17 protein-coding genes and 1 pseudogene are annotated in these 16205 nt (G+C 64.0%); 14 read left to right on the plus strand and 4 right to left on the minus strand.

All coding sequences use genetic code 11. The features are described 5' to 3' along the window. Positions 1-16: 16 nt before the first annotated feature. The 7 genes from V1294_RS22875 to V1294_RS22905 all read left to right on the plus strand — a co-directional run bounded on the left by V1294_RS22875 (position 17) and on the right by V1294_RS22905 (position 6506). Positions 17-610 (plus strand): hypothetical protein, encoded by a 594-nt coding sequence (locus V1294_RS22875; RefSeq protein WP_442895375.1) that lies wholly within the window; start codon positions 17-19, stop codon positions 608-610. A gap of 302 nt (positions 611-912) precedes the next feature. Continuing rightward, complete coding sequence (gene aroQ / locus V1294_RS22880; RefSeq protein ID WP_334500310.1) at positions 913-1380, plus strand: type II 3-dehydroquinate dehydratase; 468 nt, start codon at positions 913-915, stop codon at positions 1378-1380. A 78-nt stretch (positions 1381-1458) separates the two neighbouring features. Further along, positions 1459-1950: an acetyl-CoA carboxylase biotin carboxyl carrier protein gene (gene accB, locus V1294_RS22885; RefSeq protein WP_334500312.1), complete on the plus strand. Its 492-nt coding sequence runs from the start codon at positions 1459-1461 to the stop codon at positions 1948-1950. Positions 1951-1973: 23 nt separating this feature from the next. Beyond that, entirely contained in the window at positions 1974-3332 is a 1359-nt protein-coding gene (gene accC, locus V1294_RS22890; RefSeq protein ID WP_108521207.1) for an acetyl-CoA carboxylase biotin carboxylase subunit, read from the plus strand. Positions 3333-3448: 116 nt separating this feature from the next. Beyond that, a complete protein-coding gene (locus V1294_RS22895; RefSeq protein ID WP_334480412.1) occupies positions 3449-4981 on the plus strand; it encodes a sensor histidine kinase in 1533 nt (510 codons plus the stop codon). Continuing rightward, on the plus strand, positions 4978-5418 hold the full coding sequence (locus V1294_RS22900; RefSeq protein ID WP_334480410.1) for a response regulator: 441 nt from the start codon (positions 4978-4980) through the stop codon (positions 5416-5418). Before V1294_RS22895 ends, V1294_RS22900 begins: the two co-directional genes overlap by 4 nt. Further along, positions 5415-6506 (plus strand): sensor histidine kinase, encoded by a 1092-nt coding sequence (locus tag V1294_RS22905; protein WP_334480408.1) that lies wholly within the window; start codon positions 5415-5417, stop codon positions 6504-6506. The genes V1294_RS22900 and V1294_RS22905 overlap by 4 nt, the downstream gene beginning before the upstream one ends. Positions 6507-6510: 4 nt before the next feature. Here V1294_RS22905 and V1294_RS22910 read toward each other — a convergent pair whose 3' ends face one another. Further along, on the minus strand, positions 6511-7305 hold the full coding sequence (locus tag V1294_RS22910) for an IclR family transcriptional regulator (protein ID WP_334480406.1): 795 nt from the start codon (positions 7303-7305) through the stop codon (positions 6511-6513). 166 nt (positions 7306-7471) lie between these two features. Here V1294_RS22910 and V1294_RS22915 point away from each other — a divergent pair, with 166 nt between their 5' ends. From V1294_RS22915 to V1294_RS22940, 6 genes are read left to right on the plus strand one after another with little or no spacing between them, the layout of a single operon-like run. Further along, positions 7472-8449, plus strand: coding sequence for a Bug family tripartite tricarboxylate transporter substrate binding protein (locus tag V1294_RS22915; protein ID WP_334480404.1), 978 nt, complete (start codon positions 7472-7474; stop codon positions 8447-8449). Positions 8450-8460: 11 nt separating this feature from the next. Next, on the plus strand, positions 8461-9078 hold the full coding sequence (locus V1294_RS22920; protein WP_334480402.1) for a flavin reductase family protein: 618 nt from the start codon (positions 8461-8463) through the stop codon (positions 9076-9078). A 57-nt stretch (positions 9079-9135) separates the two neighbouring features. Next, positions 9136-9996, plus strand: coding sequence for a fumarylacetoacetate hydrolase family protein (locus tag V1294_RS22925; RefSeq protein ID WP_334500314.1), 861 nt, complete (start codon positions 9136-9138; stop codon positions 9994-9996). 3 nt (positions 9997-9999) lie between these two features. Further along, positions 10000-10803 carry a 2-oxo-hept-4-ene-1,7-dioate hydratase gene (hpaH, locus tag V1294_RS22930; RefSeq protein WP_334500316.1) on the plus strand — a complete coding sequence of 268 codons (804 nt, stop codon included), beginning with the start codon at positions 10000-10002 and terminating at the stop codon, positions 10801-10803. Positions 10804-10831: 28 nt separating this feature from the next. Further along, positions 10832-11212 carry a RidA family protein gene (locus tag V1294_RS22935; RefSeq protein WP_108521225.1) on the plus strand — a complete coding sequence of 127 codons (381 nt, stop codon included), beginning with the start codon at positions 10832-10834 and terminating at the stop codon, positions 11210-11212. Positions 11213-11236: 24 nt separating this feature from the next. Beyond that, positions 11237-12112, plus strand: a complete 876-nt coding sequence (locus tag V1294_RS22940) for an amidohydrolase family protein (RefSeq protein ID WP_334480398.1) — start codon at positions 11237-11239, stop codon at positions 12110-12112. Between the two features lie 22 nt (positions 12113-12134). Here the strand turns inward: V1294_RS22940 and V1294_RS22945 are convergent, their stop codons facing one another. After that, a complete protein-coding gene (locus tag V1294_RS22945) occupies positions 12135-13076 on the minus strand; it encodes an AEC family transporter (RefSeq protein ID WP_334500318.1) in 942 nt (313 codons plus the stop codon). Between the two features lie 134 nt (positions 13077-13210). On the opposite strand from V1294_RS22945, the gene aat reads away from it, so the two are divergent. Beyond that, positions 13211-13891: a leucyl/phenylalanyl-tRNA--protein transferase gene (gene aat, locus V1294_RS22950; protein ID WP_334480395.1), complete on the plus strand. Its 681-nt coding sequence runs from the start codon at positions 13211-13213 to the stop codon at positions 13889-13891. A 52-nt stretch (positions 13892-13943) separates the two neighbouring features. Here the strand turns inward: aat and V1294_RS22955 are convergent. Further along, a pseudogene (locus V1294_RS22955) lies at positions 13944-14979 on the minus strand (aldo/keto reductase). A gap of 28 nt (positions 14980-15007) precedes the next feature. Further along, positions 15008-16189 carry an MFS transporter gene (locus V1294_RS22960; RefSeq protein WP_334500319.1) on the minus strand — a complete coding sequence of 394 codons (1182 nt, stop codon included), beginning with the start codon at positions 16187-16189 and terminating at the stop codon, positions 15008-15010. Positions 16190-16205: the final 16 nt, after the last annotated feature.

Genomic DNA, 16205 nt, shown 5'->3' on the forward strand with positions numbered 1-16205 from the left:
TGGCTGGCGAGTTCTGATGTTTGCGGCTGTCATGGCCGCAACGGCTTCTGCTAGCCACGCGCAGGCGCCCTCGCCCGCGGCGGCGCCGAAACCGGCGCAGATTGACCGCAACGGCGTGCTGATTCTGGTCCGATCGACGCTGCTCGCGCTCGACCAGGCCAACAAGACCGGCAACTACACAGTACTGCGCGATATCGGCGCGCCCGGCTTTCAATCTAACACCGCTGCGCAGCTTGGCGAAATCTTCGCCAAGCTGCGCAGCGACAACCTCGATCTCTCAGGCGTCGCTGTGATTGATCCGCAACTCAATCTGCTGCCGCAGATCGAAGCCAACGGCCTGATGCGCATGGCAGGCTTCTTTCCATCAGTGCCGACCCAGGTCAATTTCGACCTGTCGTTCGCGCCGGTGAACGGGCAGTGGCGGCTATTCGGCATCTCCGTCGGCGTCGGATCGTCCGCACCCGCTGCGCCTGAGCCGTCCTCGTCGCCGATTGCGCAGAGGCCCCCTCCTCCGAACCATGCCAAGCAGGCTGCATCAGCAAAGCCCGCGCCCGCAACCAAGCTCACGCCGCCAGCGAACAAGCCGACCGACAACCAGCAACCTAAGTAGGCCGGGCGCGCGGTCCGATCTGCAATGCGAGGTGCTGCATCTCGGGCAGCACAATTTCCGCAGTGACCTCGCCGAAAGCCTGCGAGGCCAGAGCCGGTGGTAATGTGGGGTGATCCGGCTGCCCGGTTACGGTGCCGGTTCTCCAAACATTGGTTAATGGAACAATTTCAGCAGGTTCTGTACGCCCTTTTATGAACAGGATGAGGCTTTTGAAAGGGATACAGAGCGGCCTAGAGGCTTCCCCTTGGCCCCGTTGTTACCTATAACCCCGCGACCTGCCCGCCCCCTTTGCTGGAAATTGGATGGCCCAAGCCTCTGCCGCGACGATCTATGTGCTCAACGGCCCGAACCTCAACATGTTGGGGATACGGGAGCCGGAGAAGTATGGACATGCATCGCTCGCCGATGTCGAAAAGCTTTGCGTGGAAACCGCAGCGCAATTCGGCCTGAAGGCCGATTGCCGGCAGTCCAACCGCGAAGGCGAGTTGATCGACTTCATCCACGAGGCGCATGCCAAGAAAGTGGCCGGCATCATCATCAACGCCGGCGGCTATTCGCACACTTCGATCGCGTTGCGCGATGCGCTGGTCGCGGTGAAAATCCCGACGGTGGAAGTGCATATCAGCAACATCCACGCCCGCGAGAGCTTCCGTCATCACTCCTACACGGCCATGGCCGCCTTTGCATCGCTCTGCGGCTTCGGCATCGATGGCTACCGCCTCGCAATCAATGGCCTTGCCGCCAAACTCGGCGCCAGGGCCAAAACCTGACTTCAAAAACCTGACGTCGAACGCCCCCAAGCCTGACGCTTCAACCGTCACCCACATCGAGAATTCCGGATCAAGAGCATGACCCGCCAGCCCGACAACAAGTCAGCGGACAAATCAGCCGCAAATCTGCAGAGCGACGACAGCGCGCTCATTCGCGAACTCGCGCTGTTGCTGGACGAGACCAGCCTGACCGAGATCGAGATCGAGCGCGCCGGCTTGCGGCTACGGGTCGCGCGCAACATCACCGTATCGGCGGCGATGCCGGCGGGCTTCCAGCCGGCGGCGGTTGCTGCCGCGGCAGCCATCCCCGCGGCGGGTGCCGATCTGGCCAAGCATCCGGGCGTGGTCCCCTCGCCGATGGTCGGTACCGCTTATTGGGCGCCCGAGCCCGGCGCCAAGCCGTTCATCGACGTCGGCAGCAAGGTATCGGCCGGTCAAACGCTGCTGATCATCGAAGCGATGAAGACGATGAACCAGATCCCGTCGCCGCGCGCGGGCACGGTGACGCAGATTCTCGTCGAGGACGGCCAGCCGGTCGAATTCGGCGAGCCGCTCGTGATCATTGAATAAGTTCGTCAACGTCAGGCGCTGCGATGTTCGATAAGATTCTCATAGCCAATCGCGGCGAGATCGCGCTCCGCGTGCTGCGCGCGTGCAAGGAGCTCGGCATCAACACCGTTGCCGTGCATTCGACCGCCGACGCCGATGCCATGCATGTGCGGCTCGCCGACGAGAGCGTCTGTATCGGCCCGCCGCCGTCGAAAGACTCCTATCTCAACGTCCCCGCACTGCTTGCGGCCTGTGAGATCACCGGTGCGGACGCGGTGCATCCCGGTTACGGCTTCCTGTCGGAGAACGCCCGCTTCGCCGAGATCCTCGCCGAGCACAATCTGCATTTCATCGGCCCGAAGGCCGAGCACATCCGCCTGATGGGCGACAAGATCGAGGCCAAGAAGACCGCCAAGCGGCTCGGCATCCCCGTCGTTCCGGGCTCCGATGGCGCGGTCTCGCCCGACGACGACGCCCTCGCGATCGGCAAGGCGATCGGCTTCCCCGTGCTGGTGAAGGCGGCCGCCGGCGGCGGCGGACGCGGCATGAAGGTGGCGCATTCCGCCGACGATTTGATGATGGCGCTGTCGACCGCATCCAACGAGGCCAAATCGGCCTTCGGCGACGCCTCAGTCTATCTCGAAAAATACCTGCAGAAGCCGCGCCACATCGAGATCCAGATTCTCGGCGACGGCCGCGGCGGCGCGATCCATCTCGGCGAGCGCGACTGCTCGCTGCAGCGCCGTCACCAGAAGGTCTGGGAAGAAGGCCCCTCGCCGGTTCTCGCCGCCGCCGCCCGCGCCAGGATCGGCGAGACCTGCGCCAAGGCGATGCGGGACATGAAATATCTCGGCGTCGGCACCATCGAATTTCTCTATGAGGATGGCGAATTCTACTTCATCGAGATGAACACCCGTATCCAGGTCGAGCATCCCGTCACCGAGAGCATCACCGACATCGACCTCGTGCTGGAGCAGATCCGCATCGCCGCCGGCGGCGACCTGCCCGCGAAGCAGGAAGAGATCGCCATCATCGGGCATGCCATCGAATGCCGCGTCAATGCGGAAAACCCGCAGACCTTCCGCCCGTCGCCCGGCAGGATCACGCAATTCCACCCGCCCGGCGGGCTCGGCGTGCGGATCGATTCCGCCGTTTATCAGGGCTACGTCATTCCGCCTTATTATGATTCGCTGGTCGGCAAGCTGATCGTGCACGGCAAGACCCGCGCCGAATGCCTGATGCGGCTGCGCCGGGCGCTCGACGAGATGGTGGTCGACGGCATCGAAACCACCCTGCCGCTGTTCCGGGCTCTGGTCCGGGAGGCCGACATCATCAACGGCGACTACCACATCCACTGGCTCGAGCAGTACCTTGCCGGCCAGCCGCTGGACGGCAAGACCTGAGCGAAAAACCACCTGAAATATTCGACACCGCATGGAACCGTCGGGTTCCATCGCACGTTGGAGTGCAAAGGGGTGTCAGGGGCGCTTGTTCCGTTTGTTCATGACGAGAGATCACCGTGACCGCTAATGCCCAGCGCAAGCGCGCCATGGGACACATCCTGCTGCTTGCGGCGGGGCTCCTGGTGTTGACCGCGATCAGCGCCGGTTCGGTCCATCTGGTGAACAAGGCGCGCGAGGACGCGCGCAAGGTTCTGCGCACCCTTGAGGTTGAAAACCAGATATCGCTCGTCCAACTGCAGTTGCGGCGGGCCGAAAGCGCACAGCGCGGCTACCTCGCGACATTGCGGCCGGATTTCCAGACCGATTTTGAGCAAGCCCTATCCGAACTGACGCCGGCGCTGACGAAGTTGAGCCAGCTCATCACCGACAATCCGGTTCAAAGGCGGCTCATCAACGAGATCATGCCGCTCTACAACCAGCGGATCGAGGAATTCCGCACGACGAACGAACTAGCCCGGTCGAAGCGCATGAGCGACGCCGCCAAGATCGTCCGCGAGGGCATCGGGCGCGACACCATGAAACATATCGAGGATCTCGCGCTGCGGATGCGGACGGAGGAAGACCGTCTGTTTGTGGAGCGCACGACCAACGCCGATCGCAGCCAGACGCTGGCAGCCTCGATCACCGGCATCGGCTCGGGCCTAGTCGTCGTGCTGGCCGGCATCGCTATCTTCCTGGTCCGACGTTCATCGCACGCGCGCGACCAGGCCGACGCCAGACTGCGCGACAGTCATCTCAACCTCGAGGCCACGATCGACGAGCGTACCGCGGACCTGCGCGAAGCCAATGACGAGATCCAGCGGTTCGCCTACATCGTCAGCCACGATCTGCGCTCGCCGCTGGTGAACATCATGGGCTTCACCAGCGAGCTGGAGGAATTGCGCGGCGACATCTTCAAACGGATCGCAGCGCTTTCCCGCGAGCAGTCCGCCGCGCAGCCTGCCCCGGAAAACGCCACCGATACCGCCGAACCCGTGCTCGAGGGCTCCGACAAGCAGCTCTCGGAAGATTTCTCCGAGGCGCTCGCCTTCATCAAGTCGTCGATCGGCAAGATGGACCGGCTGATATCGGCGATCCTGAGCCTCACCCGCGAGGGGCGGCGCGAGTTCGAGCCGGTCTGGATCGATACCAGGGACCTGATAGACGGCATCGTGGCGACTGTGGCGCATCAGGCCGCGGAAGCCCAGGCCGAGATCCGGATCGACGCGCTGCCGAATATCGTCAGCGATCGCCTTGCGCTGGAGCAGATCTTCTCCAATCTGATCGACAATGCACTCAAATACCTCAAGACCGGAGTCCCCGGCGAAATCAGGGTGCGTGGCCGCACCAAGCTCGGCTTTGCGATTTTCGAGATCTCGGATAATGGGCGCGGCATCGATCCCAAGGACCATCAGCGCATTTTCGAATTGTTCCGCCGCGCGGGAACCCAGGACAGGCCCGGACAGGGCATCGGCCTTGCCCATGTCCGCGCCTTGGTGCGCCGCCTGGGAGGTACCATGTCAGTCGCGTCGGAACTTCACCAAGGCAGCACATTCACGATTACACTGCCTATCAATTGGCCAGTCGGTAACCGGAACACACGGACATGAGTAATCCAGTCACCATCATCATGATCGAGGACGATGAGGGCCATGCCCGCCTGATCGAGCGAAATATCCGCCGATCCGGTGTCAACAATGAGATAATGCCGTTCACCAGCGGTACAGCCGCGCTGAACTACCTGTTTGGCAAGGACGGGACGGGTCTCGATCACAAGGGCAGCGCGCTCCTCATCCTGCTCGACCTCAATTTACCCGACACGACCGGCATCGACATTCTGAAGCGGGTCAAGGAAAACAAATATCTCAAGACCACGCCGGTGGTGGTGCTGACCACGACCGACGATTCTCACGAGATCAAGCGCTGTTACGACCTCGGTTGCAATGTCTACATTACCAAGCCCGTGAACTACGAAAGCTTCGCCAACGCCATTCGCCAGCTCGGTTTGTTCTTCTCCGTCATTCAGGTTCCTCCGGCCGCCACATGAAACTATCGACGCCGACACTGCTGTATATCGACGACGACGCCGGGCTGGCCCGGCTGGTCGACCGCGGCCTGACGCGGGCAGGCTTCAAGGTCGTCCACGCGGCGAGCGGTGAGCAAGGGCTGGCGCGGCTGGCGCAGGGCGGCATCGATGTGGTTGCGCTCGACCAGTTCATGCCGGGTCTCGACGGCCTCGAAACGCTGGAACAGATCATGGCGATAGCGGACGCCCCTCCCGTAGTGTTCGTCACGGCCGCCCAGGATTCGGCGATCGCCGTTACGGCGCTGAAGGCCGGCGCCGCCGACTATCTGGTCAAGGACACGCACGGCGATTTCATCCCCCTGCTCCAGGTCGCCGTCAACGGCGCCCTGCGGCAGGCCGAGCTTCAGCGCGCCCGCGACGAGGCCGAAGCCGAGGTCCACGCCTCGCGCGACCGCTATGCGGCGCTTGCCGCCGAACGCGAGGTGCTGCTGCGCGAAGTCAACCATCGCGTCGGCAATTCCCTGCAGATCATCGCCTCGCTGCTGCATTTGCAGGCCAATTCGACGACCCAGGACGACGTCAAGGCGGCGCTGACCAATGCGATGGGCCGCGTCGCCGCGGTCGCCCAGGTGCATCGCCGTCTCTACACCTCGCACGATCTCAAGAGCGTGTTGCTGAATCAGTATCTCGAAGCCCTGCTGGAGGACCTCCGGCGTTCGGCCGAGGGCAACAAGATGTCGCGGCTGACGCTCAAGGCCGAACCGATCGAGATCGACCCGGACCGCGCGGTGGCGATCGGTATCATCGTCAATGAGCTGGTGATGAACGCCGTCAAATACGCCTATCCCGACGGCGCCGGTCCCATTCACGTCGAGCTCAAGCCCGAGGGCGACGACCTCGTGGTCGCGATTGCGGACGACGGCGTCGGCCTCAACGCCAAGGCCGATCCGCGCTCCACCGGCATGGGGCAACGCATCGTGAGCGCGATGGCCGCGAAGCTCGACGCCAGCGCCGAGCGCGATCCGGACCATCACGGCACCAGGATCGTGCTGCGCTTCCGCCGCATCCCGGCGGCGGCGCCGAAATCGACCAGCGCCGCGGCGAGTTAAGCCGCTAATCCCTCGGGGTCGCCGCCTCGATCGCACGCGCGGTAGCGAGGAGAACGTCCGCCACCTCGATTGCGCGACGCGGGCTCAACCTGTTTCGGATGGCGGAGAGCGTAATCGCAGCGGCTGGCTGGCCGTCCGGCGTCCGGATCCAGGCTGAAAGCGACTTCGTTCCCTGCACCAGGCCGACATCGCGCAGATTGTAGCCCCGGCGGCGGGCGAGCTGGACCTGTCCGAGCACCGTCGCCGTATCAGTTCGGTAGGCGCCAAATCTTGTTTCGTTGGCGAGCACAATCTTGCGCGCCTCCGCAGAAGGCATGGCGGCCAGTATCGCCACCCCCGCGCTGCTGACGCCCAGCGGACGCCGCACACCGACCTCGATCGACAACACCTGAATCGGATAGCTGCCGATGCGGCGCGCCACGCATAGCGTGTCGAGCCCGGTGCGCACCGTCAGGAACAGGGTATCGCCGAGTTCCGCCGACGCTTCCGCGAGATGCGGCTCGGCTGCAACAATCAAGGGTGAACGCGATGGACGCGCCAGCGCCAGTTCGGGCACCTGACGACCGACGACGTAATTTCCTGTCCGCTCGCTGCGCTCGACAATCCCCTCCTCGATCAGCACATGCACGATGCGATGTACCGTCGGACGAGCGAGCGAGGTCGCTTGCACGACTTCAGCCAGAGGCACGCCTTTTTCCCCGCCAACCGCGAGCGTCCGCAGCACGGCCAATGCGCGGCGGATCGCCTGCCCGCCCTGCCGCGGCCCTCGCCCGCGCGCCTTTAACCGACCGTTTGTCATACGCGCTGTCCTGTCCACAATGTGGACAGAAACACCACAATTTGGTCGACAGCGGAAGGGCCGCGCGCAAGATCGCGGCGCGGAACAATACATGCGCATGCTGCTGGGACGGGGCTCGCGCAAAACAAAATGTAGCGGCGACTATGCCGCTTTTCGGGAGAATGCGATGAAAATTTTCGCGATCGCAGGCGTCGCTGTATCGGCACTATTCGTGGCAGCGTTGAGCACACCGGCCGACGCCCAGCAATGGCCGGCGCGGCAGGTACGCCTGATCGTGCCCTATCCGGCAGGCGGCAATGTCGACAGCGCGGCGCGCGTCATCGCCGACAGGCTGCAGGCGAAGCTGGGCCAGCCGTTCATCGTGGAAAACAAGGCCGGCGCCGGCGGCCTGATCGCCGGCGAGGCGTTCGCGAAAGCCAAACCCGATGGCTACGCCCTGTTCGTCGGCGCCAACGGCCCCGTGCTGTTCGCACCCGAGATCGCCAAGCGCGAGGCCTATAACTGGAAGCGGGATTTCCTCCCGATCACCTCGATCACGATGACGCCGCTGGTGCTCGAAGTGCATCCGACGGTGCCGGCTCAAGGTCTGAAGGAATTCATCGAGCTTGCCCGCCGCGATCCCGGCAAGCTGACGATGGCTTCCCCCGGCCAGGGCACCACCAACCATCTGCTCAGCGAGTTGATGCAGTCGTCGCTCGGCCTGGAATGGCTGACGGTGCACTACCGCGGCAACGCACCGGCTCTCAACGACCTGATCGGCGGACAGGTGCAATTTGCGCTGGACCAGATCTCGGTCGGACTGCCTTCCATCAAGAGCGGCATGCTGCGCGCGCTCGCCGTCACCGGCAGCCACCGCGCCTCCTGGCTTCCGGATGTCCCGACCTTCACCGAACTCGGCTACAAGGAACTCGACGGCCAGACCTTCACCGGACTGTTCGCGCCATCAGGCACGCCGGCCGAGATCGTGACCAAGCTCCACGATACCCTCGCGGAGATCCTGAAAGATCCCGCCATCGTCGAGAAGTTCAACGCGCTCGGCGCCGAGGCTGTATCGATGACGCCGGCGGAGTTTACGAGCTACCTCGAACGCGAGGACGCCAAGTGGATTCCCGTGGTCCGCAAGGCGAACATCAAGGCTGACTGAGGCGCATCCCGATGCGGATCGATCCTGCATATCTCGACCCCGAAACGGCCTACCGGCTGATCACCGGCGTCGTGGTGCCCCGCCCGATCGCCTGGGTGACCAGCCTGTCGGGTAGCGGGGTGCTCAACCTCGCCCCCTTCAGCGCCTTTATGTTCGTCTCGCCGAAGCCGCCGATGCTGGCCATCAGCGTCGGCCGCAAGGGCGCAATCTACAAGGATACCGCGCAGAACATCCTCAACAACGAGGAGTATGTCGTTCACATCGCGGATTCGAGCCTGATGAAGGCGGTGCACGAGAGTTCCACCGAGCATCCGCCCGATGTCAGCGAGGTCGAGGAATTGCGGCTCTCGACGCTGCCGGGCGAACGCACCAAGGTGCCCCGTCTGGCCGCCGCGCCGATCGCGATGGAATGCCGCTTCCGGCAATGCCTCGAATTCGGCGAAACCCGCAGCCGGCTCATCGTCGGCGAGGTGCTGGTCTTCCATATCAGGGATGGGCTGCTGAACAACGGCAAGATCGAAACCGAGGCGCTCGATCCGATCTGCCGCATTGCCGGTCCGCGTTACGCCAAGCTCGGCGAGATCGTTACCCTGAAACCCGTGTTCCAGACCTCGAAAACTGAATCCTGAAGCGTCGAAAGGCGCGCCGTCGCCCGTGAACGCGGCGCTGATCCGGAGATCCACCGCATGCATCTCTTAAGTTATCTCGCAAACGGCGAGCCGCACTTCGGCGCGGCTGTTGCCGGCGGCGTGGTCGACCTCACCCAACGGCTCGGACCGAAATGTCCTGACCTTCGGACCCTGATCGCCAAGGACGGCCTGGAAGTCGCGCGCCAGATGGTCGCCGGCCTCAAGCCGAGCCATGCGCTCGACGATCTCGTGCTGCTGCCGCCGATTCCCAATCCGGAAAAACTCTGGTGCATCGGCGTCAACTACAAAGACCGCAACGCCGAGTACAAGGACAATTCGGACCTGCCGAAATATCCGAGCCTGTTTGTCCGCAACCCCTCCTCGGTCGTCGGCTCCGGTCAGCCGATCGAAAAGCCTGATATCTCCGAACAGCTCGACTATGAGGGCGAACTCGTCATCGTGATCGGCAAGGAAGGCCGGCACATCCCCCGCGAGCGCGCCTGGGAGCACATCTTCGGCATGACGCTGTGCAACGAAGGCAGCGTTCGCGACTGGCTGCACCACGGCAAGTTCAACGTCACCCAGGGCAAGAATTTCGATCGATCGGGCAGCATCGGGCCGTGGATCGTCACGTCGGACGAATGCGATCCGCGTGGGCCTCATGACATTATTACCCGCGTCAATGGCGAGGTGCGCCAGAGCGATTCCACCGAGCGGCTGATGTTTCCGTTCGATTTCCTGATCGCCTACCTCTCCACCTTTGCCACCCTGAAACCCGGCGACATGATCGCGACCGGCACCCCGACCGGGGCCGGCGCCCGGTTCACGCCGCCGCGCTGGCTCAAGCCAGGCGACGTCGTCGAGGTGGAATCTGCTCGGATCGGCATCCTTCGCAACACCGTGGCGGAGGAGCAGTAACCGATGCTCGATCAACAAACCGTCGAACGGCTGGCACAGCGCCTGGACGAGGCCGAACGCAGCAAGTCGCTGATACCTGCGTTCACGCGCGAATATCCTGATCTCACGATCGAGGATGCCTACGCCATCCAGCGCGCATGGACGAAACTGCAGCTCTCCCGCGGCCGCGTCGTCAGGGGGCACAAGATCGGCCTGACATCGAAAGCGATGCAGAACGCCGTCGGTATTTCCGAGCCGGACTACGGCGTGCTGTTCGCCGACATGTTTTATCCGGATGCATCGCCGATCCCGTTCGACCGCTTCCGCGCGCCGCGCATCGAGGTCGAACTGGCGTTCGTGCTGAAGACCCCGTTGAAGGGCCCGGACTGCACGCTGTTCGACGTGCTCAACGCCACCAACTACGTCACGCCGGCGCTCGAAATCCTGGAAACCCGGATGCATCGCGTCGATCCCGAGACGAAAGCGCCGCGCAAGGTGATGGACACGATTTCCGACAATGCCGCGAATGCAGCGCTGGTCGTCGGCGGCCGGCCCATTCGGCCGCTCGATTTCGACCTGCGCTGGATTGGCGCGCTGTTGTTTCGCAATGGCCAGATCGAGGAGACCGGCATCGCCGCGGGCGTTCTCAATCATCCCGCCAACGGCGTGGCCTGGCTTGCCGACCGGCTGGCGGCTCAGGGCGAGTATCTCGAAGCCGGCGAAGTGGTGCTGGCGGGATCGTTTACGCGCCCCGTCGAAATTATCAGGGGCGACACGTTTCATGCCGATTACGGCCAGTTCGGATCGGTGTCCTGCCAGTTCGTCTGAACAAGAAAGCGTCCCAGGGAGAGAAGCGATGACACGGCGCAAGAGCATTCATATCGGCGAATTCAAGCACGCCAATCCAATTCCGAACGCCTGCCGCATCGGCAATCTCCTGATGTCCGGCGTCATTCTCGGCCGTGACGCCGCCGGCAAGATGCCGGACAAGATCGAAGACCAGTGCGCCAACATGTTCGGCCACATGAAGGCCATCGTGGAAGCCGGCGGCGGGACCACGGACGACATCATCAAAATGACCGTATGGCTGCAGGACCGCACGCAGCGTGCGCCCGTAAATACCGAATGGCTGAAAATGTTTCCCGACGAGCATTCGCGCCCTGCCCGCCATGCGCTGCAGATGGACATGGAGAACGGCGCGCTAGTGCAATGCGATTTCACCGCCGTGATCGGCTGACCGCGACCAGTCAAGGAACCTGACATGCCGACCTATCTCCCCTTCGATCCGAACCCGCGCCGTCCCTCAAAACTGCCGCCGCCGAAGAGCATCGACAGCCAGTTTCACGTGCTGGGTCCGCTGGACAAATATCCGGTGCGGCCGGGCGCCGCCTACCAGATGCCGACCGCGACCTGGGAAGCCGCGCTTCGCGTCCACAAGGCGCTCGGCATCGAGCGCGGCATCATCGTGCAGACCACGACCTATGGCGCCGATCATTCCGTGGTGCTCGACGCCCTCGCGGCGATGGGGCCGAACTACCGCGCTTGCGCCAACGCGCTGGTGTTTGCCGAAGCCGACGATGCCTATCTCGCCAAACTGCATGACGCCGGCGTGCGCGGCGCCCGCTTCAGTTTCCGGCAGGAACTGGGTGCGGTGCTCTCGGACAAGGATTTTGCCCGCGCCATCGCGAAAATCCGCGAGCTCGGCTGGTACGCAAAAATCCAGCCGGAAAAGGACGGCATCGTTTCCAGCGCCGCCAAATACGAAAACCTCGACGTGCCTGTGCTGATTGACCACATGGCGCGCCCTGACCCCGTGCGCGGCAAGGACGATCCGAACTTGCAAAAGATGCTGGCGCTGCTGTCGAAGGGCAATTTCTGGGTGATGCTGTCGCTCGGAGAGAAGACGTCGAAAAACGGCCCGCCCTGGGACGACGTCATTCCGATCGCGCGCGCCTATATCGAAGCCGCTCCCGACCGCTGCGTGTGGGCCAGCGACTGGCCGCACCCGGTTTCGGTGGTGCAGCCCCCCAACGACGCCGACCTGCTCGAACTGCTCTATCGCTACGCGCCCGACGAGGCCGAGCTACGGAAGATCCTGGTGACCAATCCGGCAAAGCTGTTCGGCTTCGAGGACTAGAATTGCGACTGATGTCGAGCGCCTAGCGCAGCGCGACCGTCACGAATGCCACGATGACGGGCAACGTCACTGCGGCCAGCACCGTGCCGAGCGCCACCGCGCCCGAGACGGCTTCGCTCAGCCGTCCGTACTGGGCCGAGAAGATATAGGCATTGGCGCCGGTCGGCATTGCGGCAAACAGGACAACCACAGCCGCGGAAATGGGCGGCAACGCCAGGACGTAGAACGCGAGGATCGCGGCAATGGCCGGCATCGCCAGCAGCTTGAGCGCGCACATGACGGCCATCGCGACTGCCTGGCCCTTGATCCTGAATCCGAACAGATTGATGCCGAGCGCGATCAGCGCCGTGGGTGAACCCGCCTGCGCCAGCAGTTCCAACGTCCTGTCCGCAACGGGATGCAGCCCCAATCCGGTCAGGCGCCAGAGAAAGCCGAAGCCGAGCGCGAGCATGATCGGATTGCGCGCGATCTCGCGCACGGCCCGCAGCACCAGCAGCGGCGCTGACTCGGAAGACTTCCGCTCGGCCCATGCCATCTGCAGCGTGCCGCAAAGCCAAAGCAGGGGCGTGTTGACCGACAGGATCAACGCCATAGAGCCGGCCGCCTGACTTCCCAGCGCCGACAGCGTCAGGGGAAGGCCGAGCATCACGACGTTGCCGTAGACCGCGCCGATCGCAAGCACCACGCCGTCGGCCCGGGATTGCCGAAGAACGGATGACGCCAGCAGCGCGACGATCCATATAGCCGCCGTTGCGCCATAATAGGCGCCCCACACCGCGAAGGCGTTGACGGCGGGAAATTCCGCGACGACCACGATCCGAAACAAGAGCGCGGGAATGGCGATGCTGAAGGCGAACTCGGAAATACCCTTGTGCGCCGTAGGCGAGATGAAACGCAGCGCTACCGCCGCATAGCCGGCCGCGATCAACGCGAACACCGGAACGACGATCAACACTGCGCTCATGCTACACTCATTTGCGGGAAGTCGGCCGGGCGGATTGCCTTACCGTCATCCGTCTCGCATTGTGCGGCCACGGCTGCGCACTGATTGTTTGCGGAACGTAGCATAGGCCCCCTCCGTCCTGCTATCATCAGCCCATGACATCGCGCGAGTCAGCCGTTTCCGAAATCACGCCCGAAGTGCTGCTGCGGGCCTATGCCTGCGGCATCTTTCCGATGGCCGAGAGCGCCGGTGATCCGACGCTGTTCTGGGTCGAGCCGGAAATGCGCGGCGTGATCCCGCTCGAGGGCTTCCGCATCGCCTCGCGGCTTGCCCGCACCGTGCGCTCGGACGCCTTCAGCGTTACCGTCGATACCGCCTTCAAGGCGGTCATTGCGGGTTGCGCGGCGCCGCAGCCGGGCCGCGACGACACCTGGATCAACAAGCGCATCCGCGATCTCTATGTCGGACTCCACGAACTCGGGCACTGCCACAGCGTCGAGGTCTGGCAGGACGGCGACCTCGTCGGCGGCCTCTACGGTGTCAGCCTCGGGCGGGCGTTCTTTGGGGAGAGTATGTTCCATCGCACCCGCGACGCATCGAAAGTGGCGCTGGTGCATCTGGTGGCGCGGTTGATCGCTGGCGGGTTCGAGCTGCTCGACACACAATATGTCACCGAACATCTGCGCAGCTTCGGCGCGGTCGAAATTCCGAGGCGCCGCTATCGCATGCTGCTCGACAAGGCGATTGCGGGCGAGCCTGCGGATTTCCTGAATTTGGCCGCCGGCCAGCCGGTCAGCGGCGCGGAAGCGCTCGCGATCATTGCCGAACGCAATTGATGCGTAGGTCTTGCAAAACACCGAGGCGCGGCGGCGTCCGCTTCCGATCGGCTCAAACCGGCGGCGGGTTCAATCGCGCAAAGCCTTCCTGGACACGATAAGGATAATAGGGATAGCAGGGCATCACCGCGCTCGCCTTGTCGAGGAGTGCGATCTGCTCGGCGGTCAGCGACCAGCCAATGGCGCCGAGATTGTCGCGGAGCTGCGCTTCGTCACGCGCGCCGATGATCACGGACGCCACGCTTGGGCGGGTGAGCAGCCATGCGATGGCGACCTGCGGCACGGTGCGACCGGTCTCGGTCGCGACCGCATCCAGGACGTCGACGACGCGATAGAGCCGCTCCTCGTCGACAGGCGGACCGAACTGCGCCGTCTCGCGCAGGCGACTGCCCGCCGGCAGCGGCTGGCCGCGTCTTATCCTGCCGGTGAGACGTCCCCAACCCAGCGGGCTCCAGACCAGCGCACCAACGCCCTGATCGAGGCCGAGCGGCATTAGCTCCCACTCGTAGTCGCGGCCGACGAGCGAATAATAGACCTGATGTGCCACATGGCGCGGCCAACCGTGACGCTCGGCAATGGCGAGCGACTTCATCAATTGCCAGCCCGAGAAATTGGAGGCGCCGACATAGCGCAGCTTGCCGTCACGGACGAGCCCATCGAGCGTCGACAGCACTTCCTCGATCGGCGTGAAGGCATCGAAGCGCGTGGAGCTGCAGCAAGTCAATGTAGTCGGTCCCGAGCCGCCGCAAGGCGGCGTCCACCGCCAAAACGAGGCGATGCCGCGATGAGCCCGCGTCGAATGGACCGTCACCCATCGGCAGGCTGGTCTTGGTAGAGATCAGCACCCTGTCGCGGCGGCCTTTGATCGCGGCGCCGAGAATCGCTTCCGACGCGCCGTTCGAATAGACATCGGCGGTGTCGAACAGATTGACGCCGGCTTCGAGGCAGATGTCGACCAGCCGCCTCGCTTCCTCGGCGCCGCTCCGGCCCCAAGCCGAGAACAGCGGCCCCTCTCCGCCGAACGTGCCAGTGCCGAAACTGATAACGGGAACCTTCAGGCCTGAGGCACCCAGGTTGCGATATTGCATTGTCGTGCTCCCTTTTGATGCTTTGCTTTCATTCCGCCGGGCACGCCGCAGCGGAAGGTACCGGCCGGTCGAGACGCACGCTCCATATCGCCAGCACGAGCCCCGCCGCGGTGATCGCCGCCGCGACGAGTGGAAGCGCGGCCAGACCCAGGCCGTGATCGATCGTTAACCCGCCGGCCCAGGCGCCGAGCGCATTGCCGAGATTGAAGGCCGCGATGTTGAGGCTGGACGCGAGCGTGCGCCCCTCCGTGCCGGCCGCTTCGAGCACGCGAAGCTGCAGCGGCGCCACAGTGGCGAAGGCGGCAGCGCCAAGCAGGAACATAAACGCCACGGCGAGGCCCTTGATCGACAACACCGCCGCAAGCAGGACGAGCACGAGCGCAAGCGCCGCAAGCGTGCCGATCAGGGCGCGTCCTAGACCACGGTCGGCGAGCCGCCCACCCGCGATATTGCCGATCGACAGGCCGACGCCGAACACGAGAAGGATCGGCGAGACCGCCGCTTCAGAGAAGCCGGTCAGCCGGGTCAGGATCGGCTGGACATAGGTAAAGACCACGAACAGGCCGGCAAAACCGAACACGGTCATGGCGAGGCCGAGCAGGACTTGCGGACGGCCGACCACCGCCAGTTCCTCGCGCAGCGAAATGGCTTGCTCATTGCCGCCCACATGGCCGGGAACGAAGATGACCAGCACCGCGAAGGCAACCACACCGATCGCGGTCACCGCCCAGAACGCGGCGCGCCATCCCAGCATGAGGCCGAACCACGCGCCGAAGGGAACGCCGAGCAGAGTAGCCACAGTCAGCCCAATGAACATGGTGGCAATCGCGGAGGCGCGCTTGTCCTCGGCGACGAGGCTCGTCGCCACAACCGAGCCGACGCCGAAGAATGTGCCATGGGCGAGCGAGGTGAGAATCCGCGCCGCCATCAACAGCCCGTAGTCCGGCGCCAGCGCGCAGGCGGCGTTGCCAAAGGTAAAGATCGCCATCAGAGCAAGCAGCACCGCCTTGCGCGGCATCCGCCGCGTCGCCAGCGTCAGGATCGGCGCGCCGACGAACACCCCGAGCGCATAGCCGGAGATCAGCAGGCCCGTCGCGGAGACCGAAACCTGCATATCGGCGGCGACCTGCAGCAAGAGGCCCATGATGAGGAATTCAGTGGTGCCGATGCCAAAGGCACCGGCGGTCAGCGCAAGGACGGCGGCAGGCATGCGTTGCTCCGGATCA

Origin of the sequence: Bradyrhizobium sp. AZCC 1678, assembly GCF_036924765.1 — a bacterium.
Classification (GTDB): Bacteria; Pseudomonadota; Alphaproteobacteria; order Rhizobiales; family Xanthobacteraceae; genus Bradyrhizobium; species Bradyrhizobium algeriense.

Excerpts from the sequence above, each read along its gene's own strand:
- V1294_RS22875 (WP_442895375.1), top strand. The coding sequence starts at position 17 with ATGTTTGCGGCTGTCATGGCCGCAACGGCTTCTGCTAGCCACGCGCAG.
- aroQ (WP_334500310.1), top strand. The coding sequence starts at position 913 with ATGGCCCAAGCCTCTGCCGCGACGATCTATGTGCTCAACGGCCCGAAC.
- accB (WP_334500312.1), top strand. The coding sequence starts at position 1,459 with ATGACCCGCCAGCCCGACAACAAGTCAGCGGACAAATCAGCCGCAAAT.
- accC (WP_108521207.1), top strand. The coding sequence starts at position 1,974 with ATGTTCGATAAGATTCTCATAGCCAATCGCGGCGAGATCGCGCTCCGC.
- V1294_RS22900 (WP_334480410.1), top strand. The coding sequence starts at position 4,978 with ATGAGTAATCCAGTCACCATCATCATGATCGAGGACGATGAGGGCCAT.
- V1294_RS22905 (WP_334480408.1), top strand. The coding sequence starts at position 5,415 with ATGAAACTATCGACGCCGACACTGCTGTATATCGACGACGACGCCGGG.
- V1294_RS22910 (WP_334480406.1), bottom strand. The coding sequence starts at position 7,305 with ATGACAAACGGTCGGTTAAAGGCGCGCGGGCGAGGGCCGCGGCAGGGC.
- V1294_RS22915 (WP_334480404.1), top strand. The coding sequence starts at position 7,472 with ATGAAAATTTTCGCGATCGCAGGCGTCGCTGTATCGGCACTATTCGTG.
- V1294_RS22920 (WP_334480402.1), top strand. The coding sequence starts at position 8,461 with ATGCGGATCGATCCTGCATATCTCGACCCCGAAACGGCCTACCGGCTG.
- V1294_RS22925 (WP_334500314.1), top strand. The coding sequence starts at position 9,136 with ATGCATCTCTTAAGTTATCTCGCAAACGGCGAGCCGCACTTCGGCGCG.
- hpaH (WP_334500316.1), top strand. The coding sequence starts at position 10,000 with ATGCTCGATCAACAAACCGTCGAACGGCTGGCACAGCGCCTGGACGAG.
- V1294_RS22935 (WP_108521225.1), top strand. The coding sequence starts at position 10,832 with ATGACACGGCGCAAGAGCATTCATATCGGCGAATTCAAGCACGCCAAT.
- V1294_RS22940 (WP_334480398.1), top strand. The coding sequence starts at position 11,237 with ATGCCGACCTATCTCCCCTTCGATCCGAACCCGCGCCGTCCCTCAAAA.
- V1294_RS22945 (WP_334500318.1), bottom strand. The coding sequence starts at position 13,076 with ATGAGCGCAGTGTTGATCGTCGTTCCGGTGTTCGCGTTGATCGCGGCC.
- aat (WP_334480395.1), top strand. The coding sequence starts at position 13,211 with ATGACATCGCGCGAGTCAGCCGTTTCCGAAATCACGCCCGAAGTGCTG.
- V1294_RS22960 (WP_334500319.1), bottom strand. The coding sequence starts at position 16,189 with ATGCCTGCCGCCGTCCTTGCGCTGACCGCCGGTGCCTTTGGCATCGGC.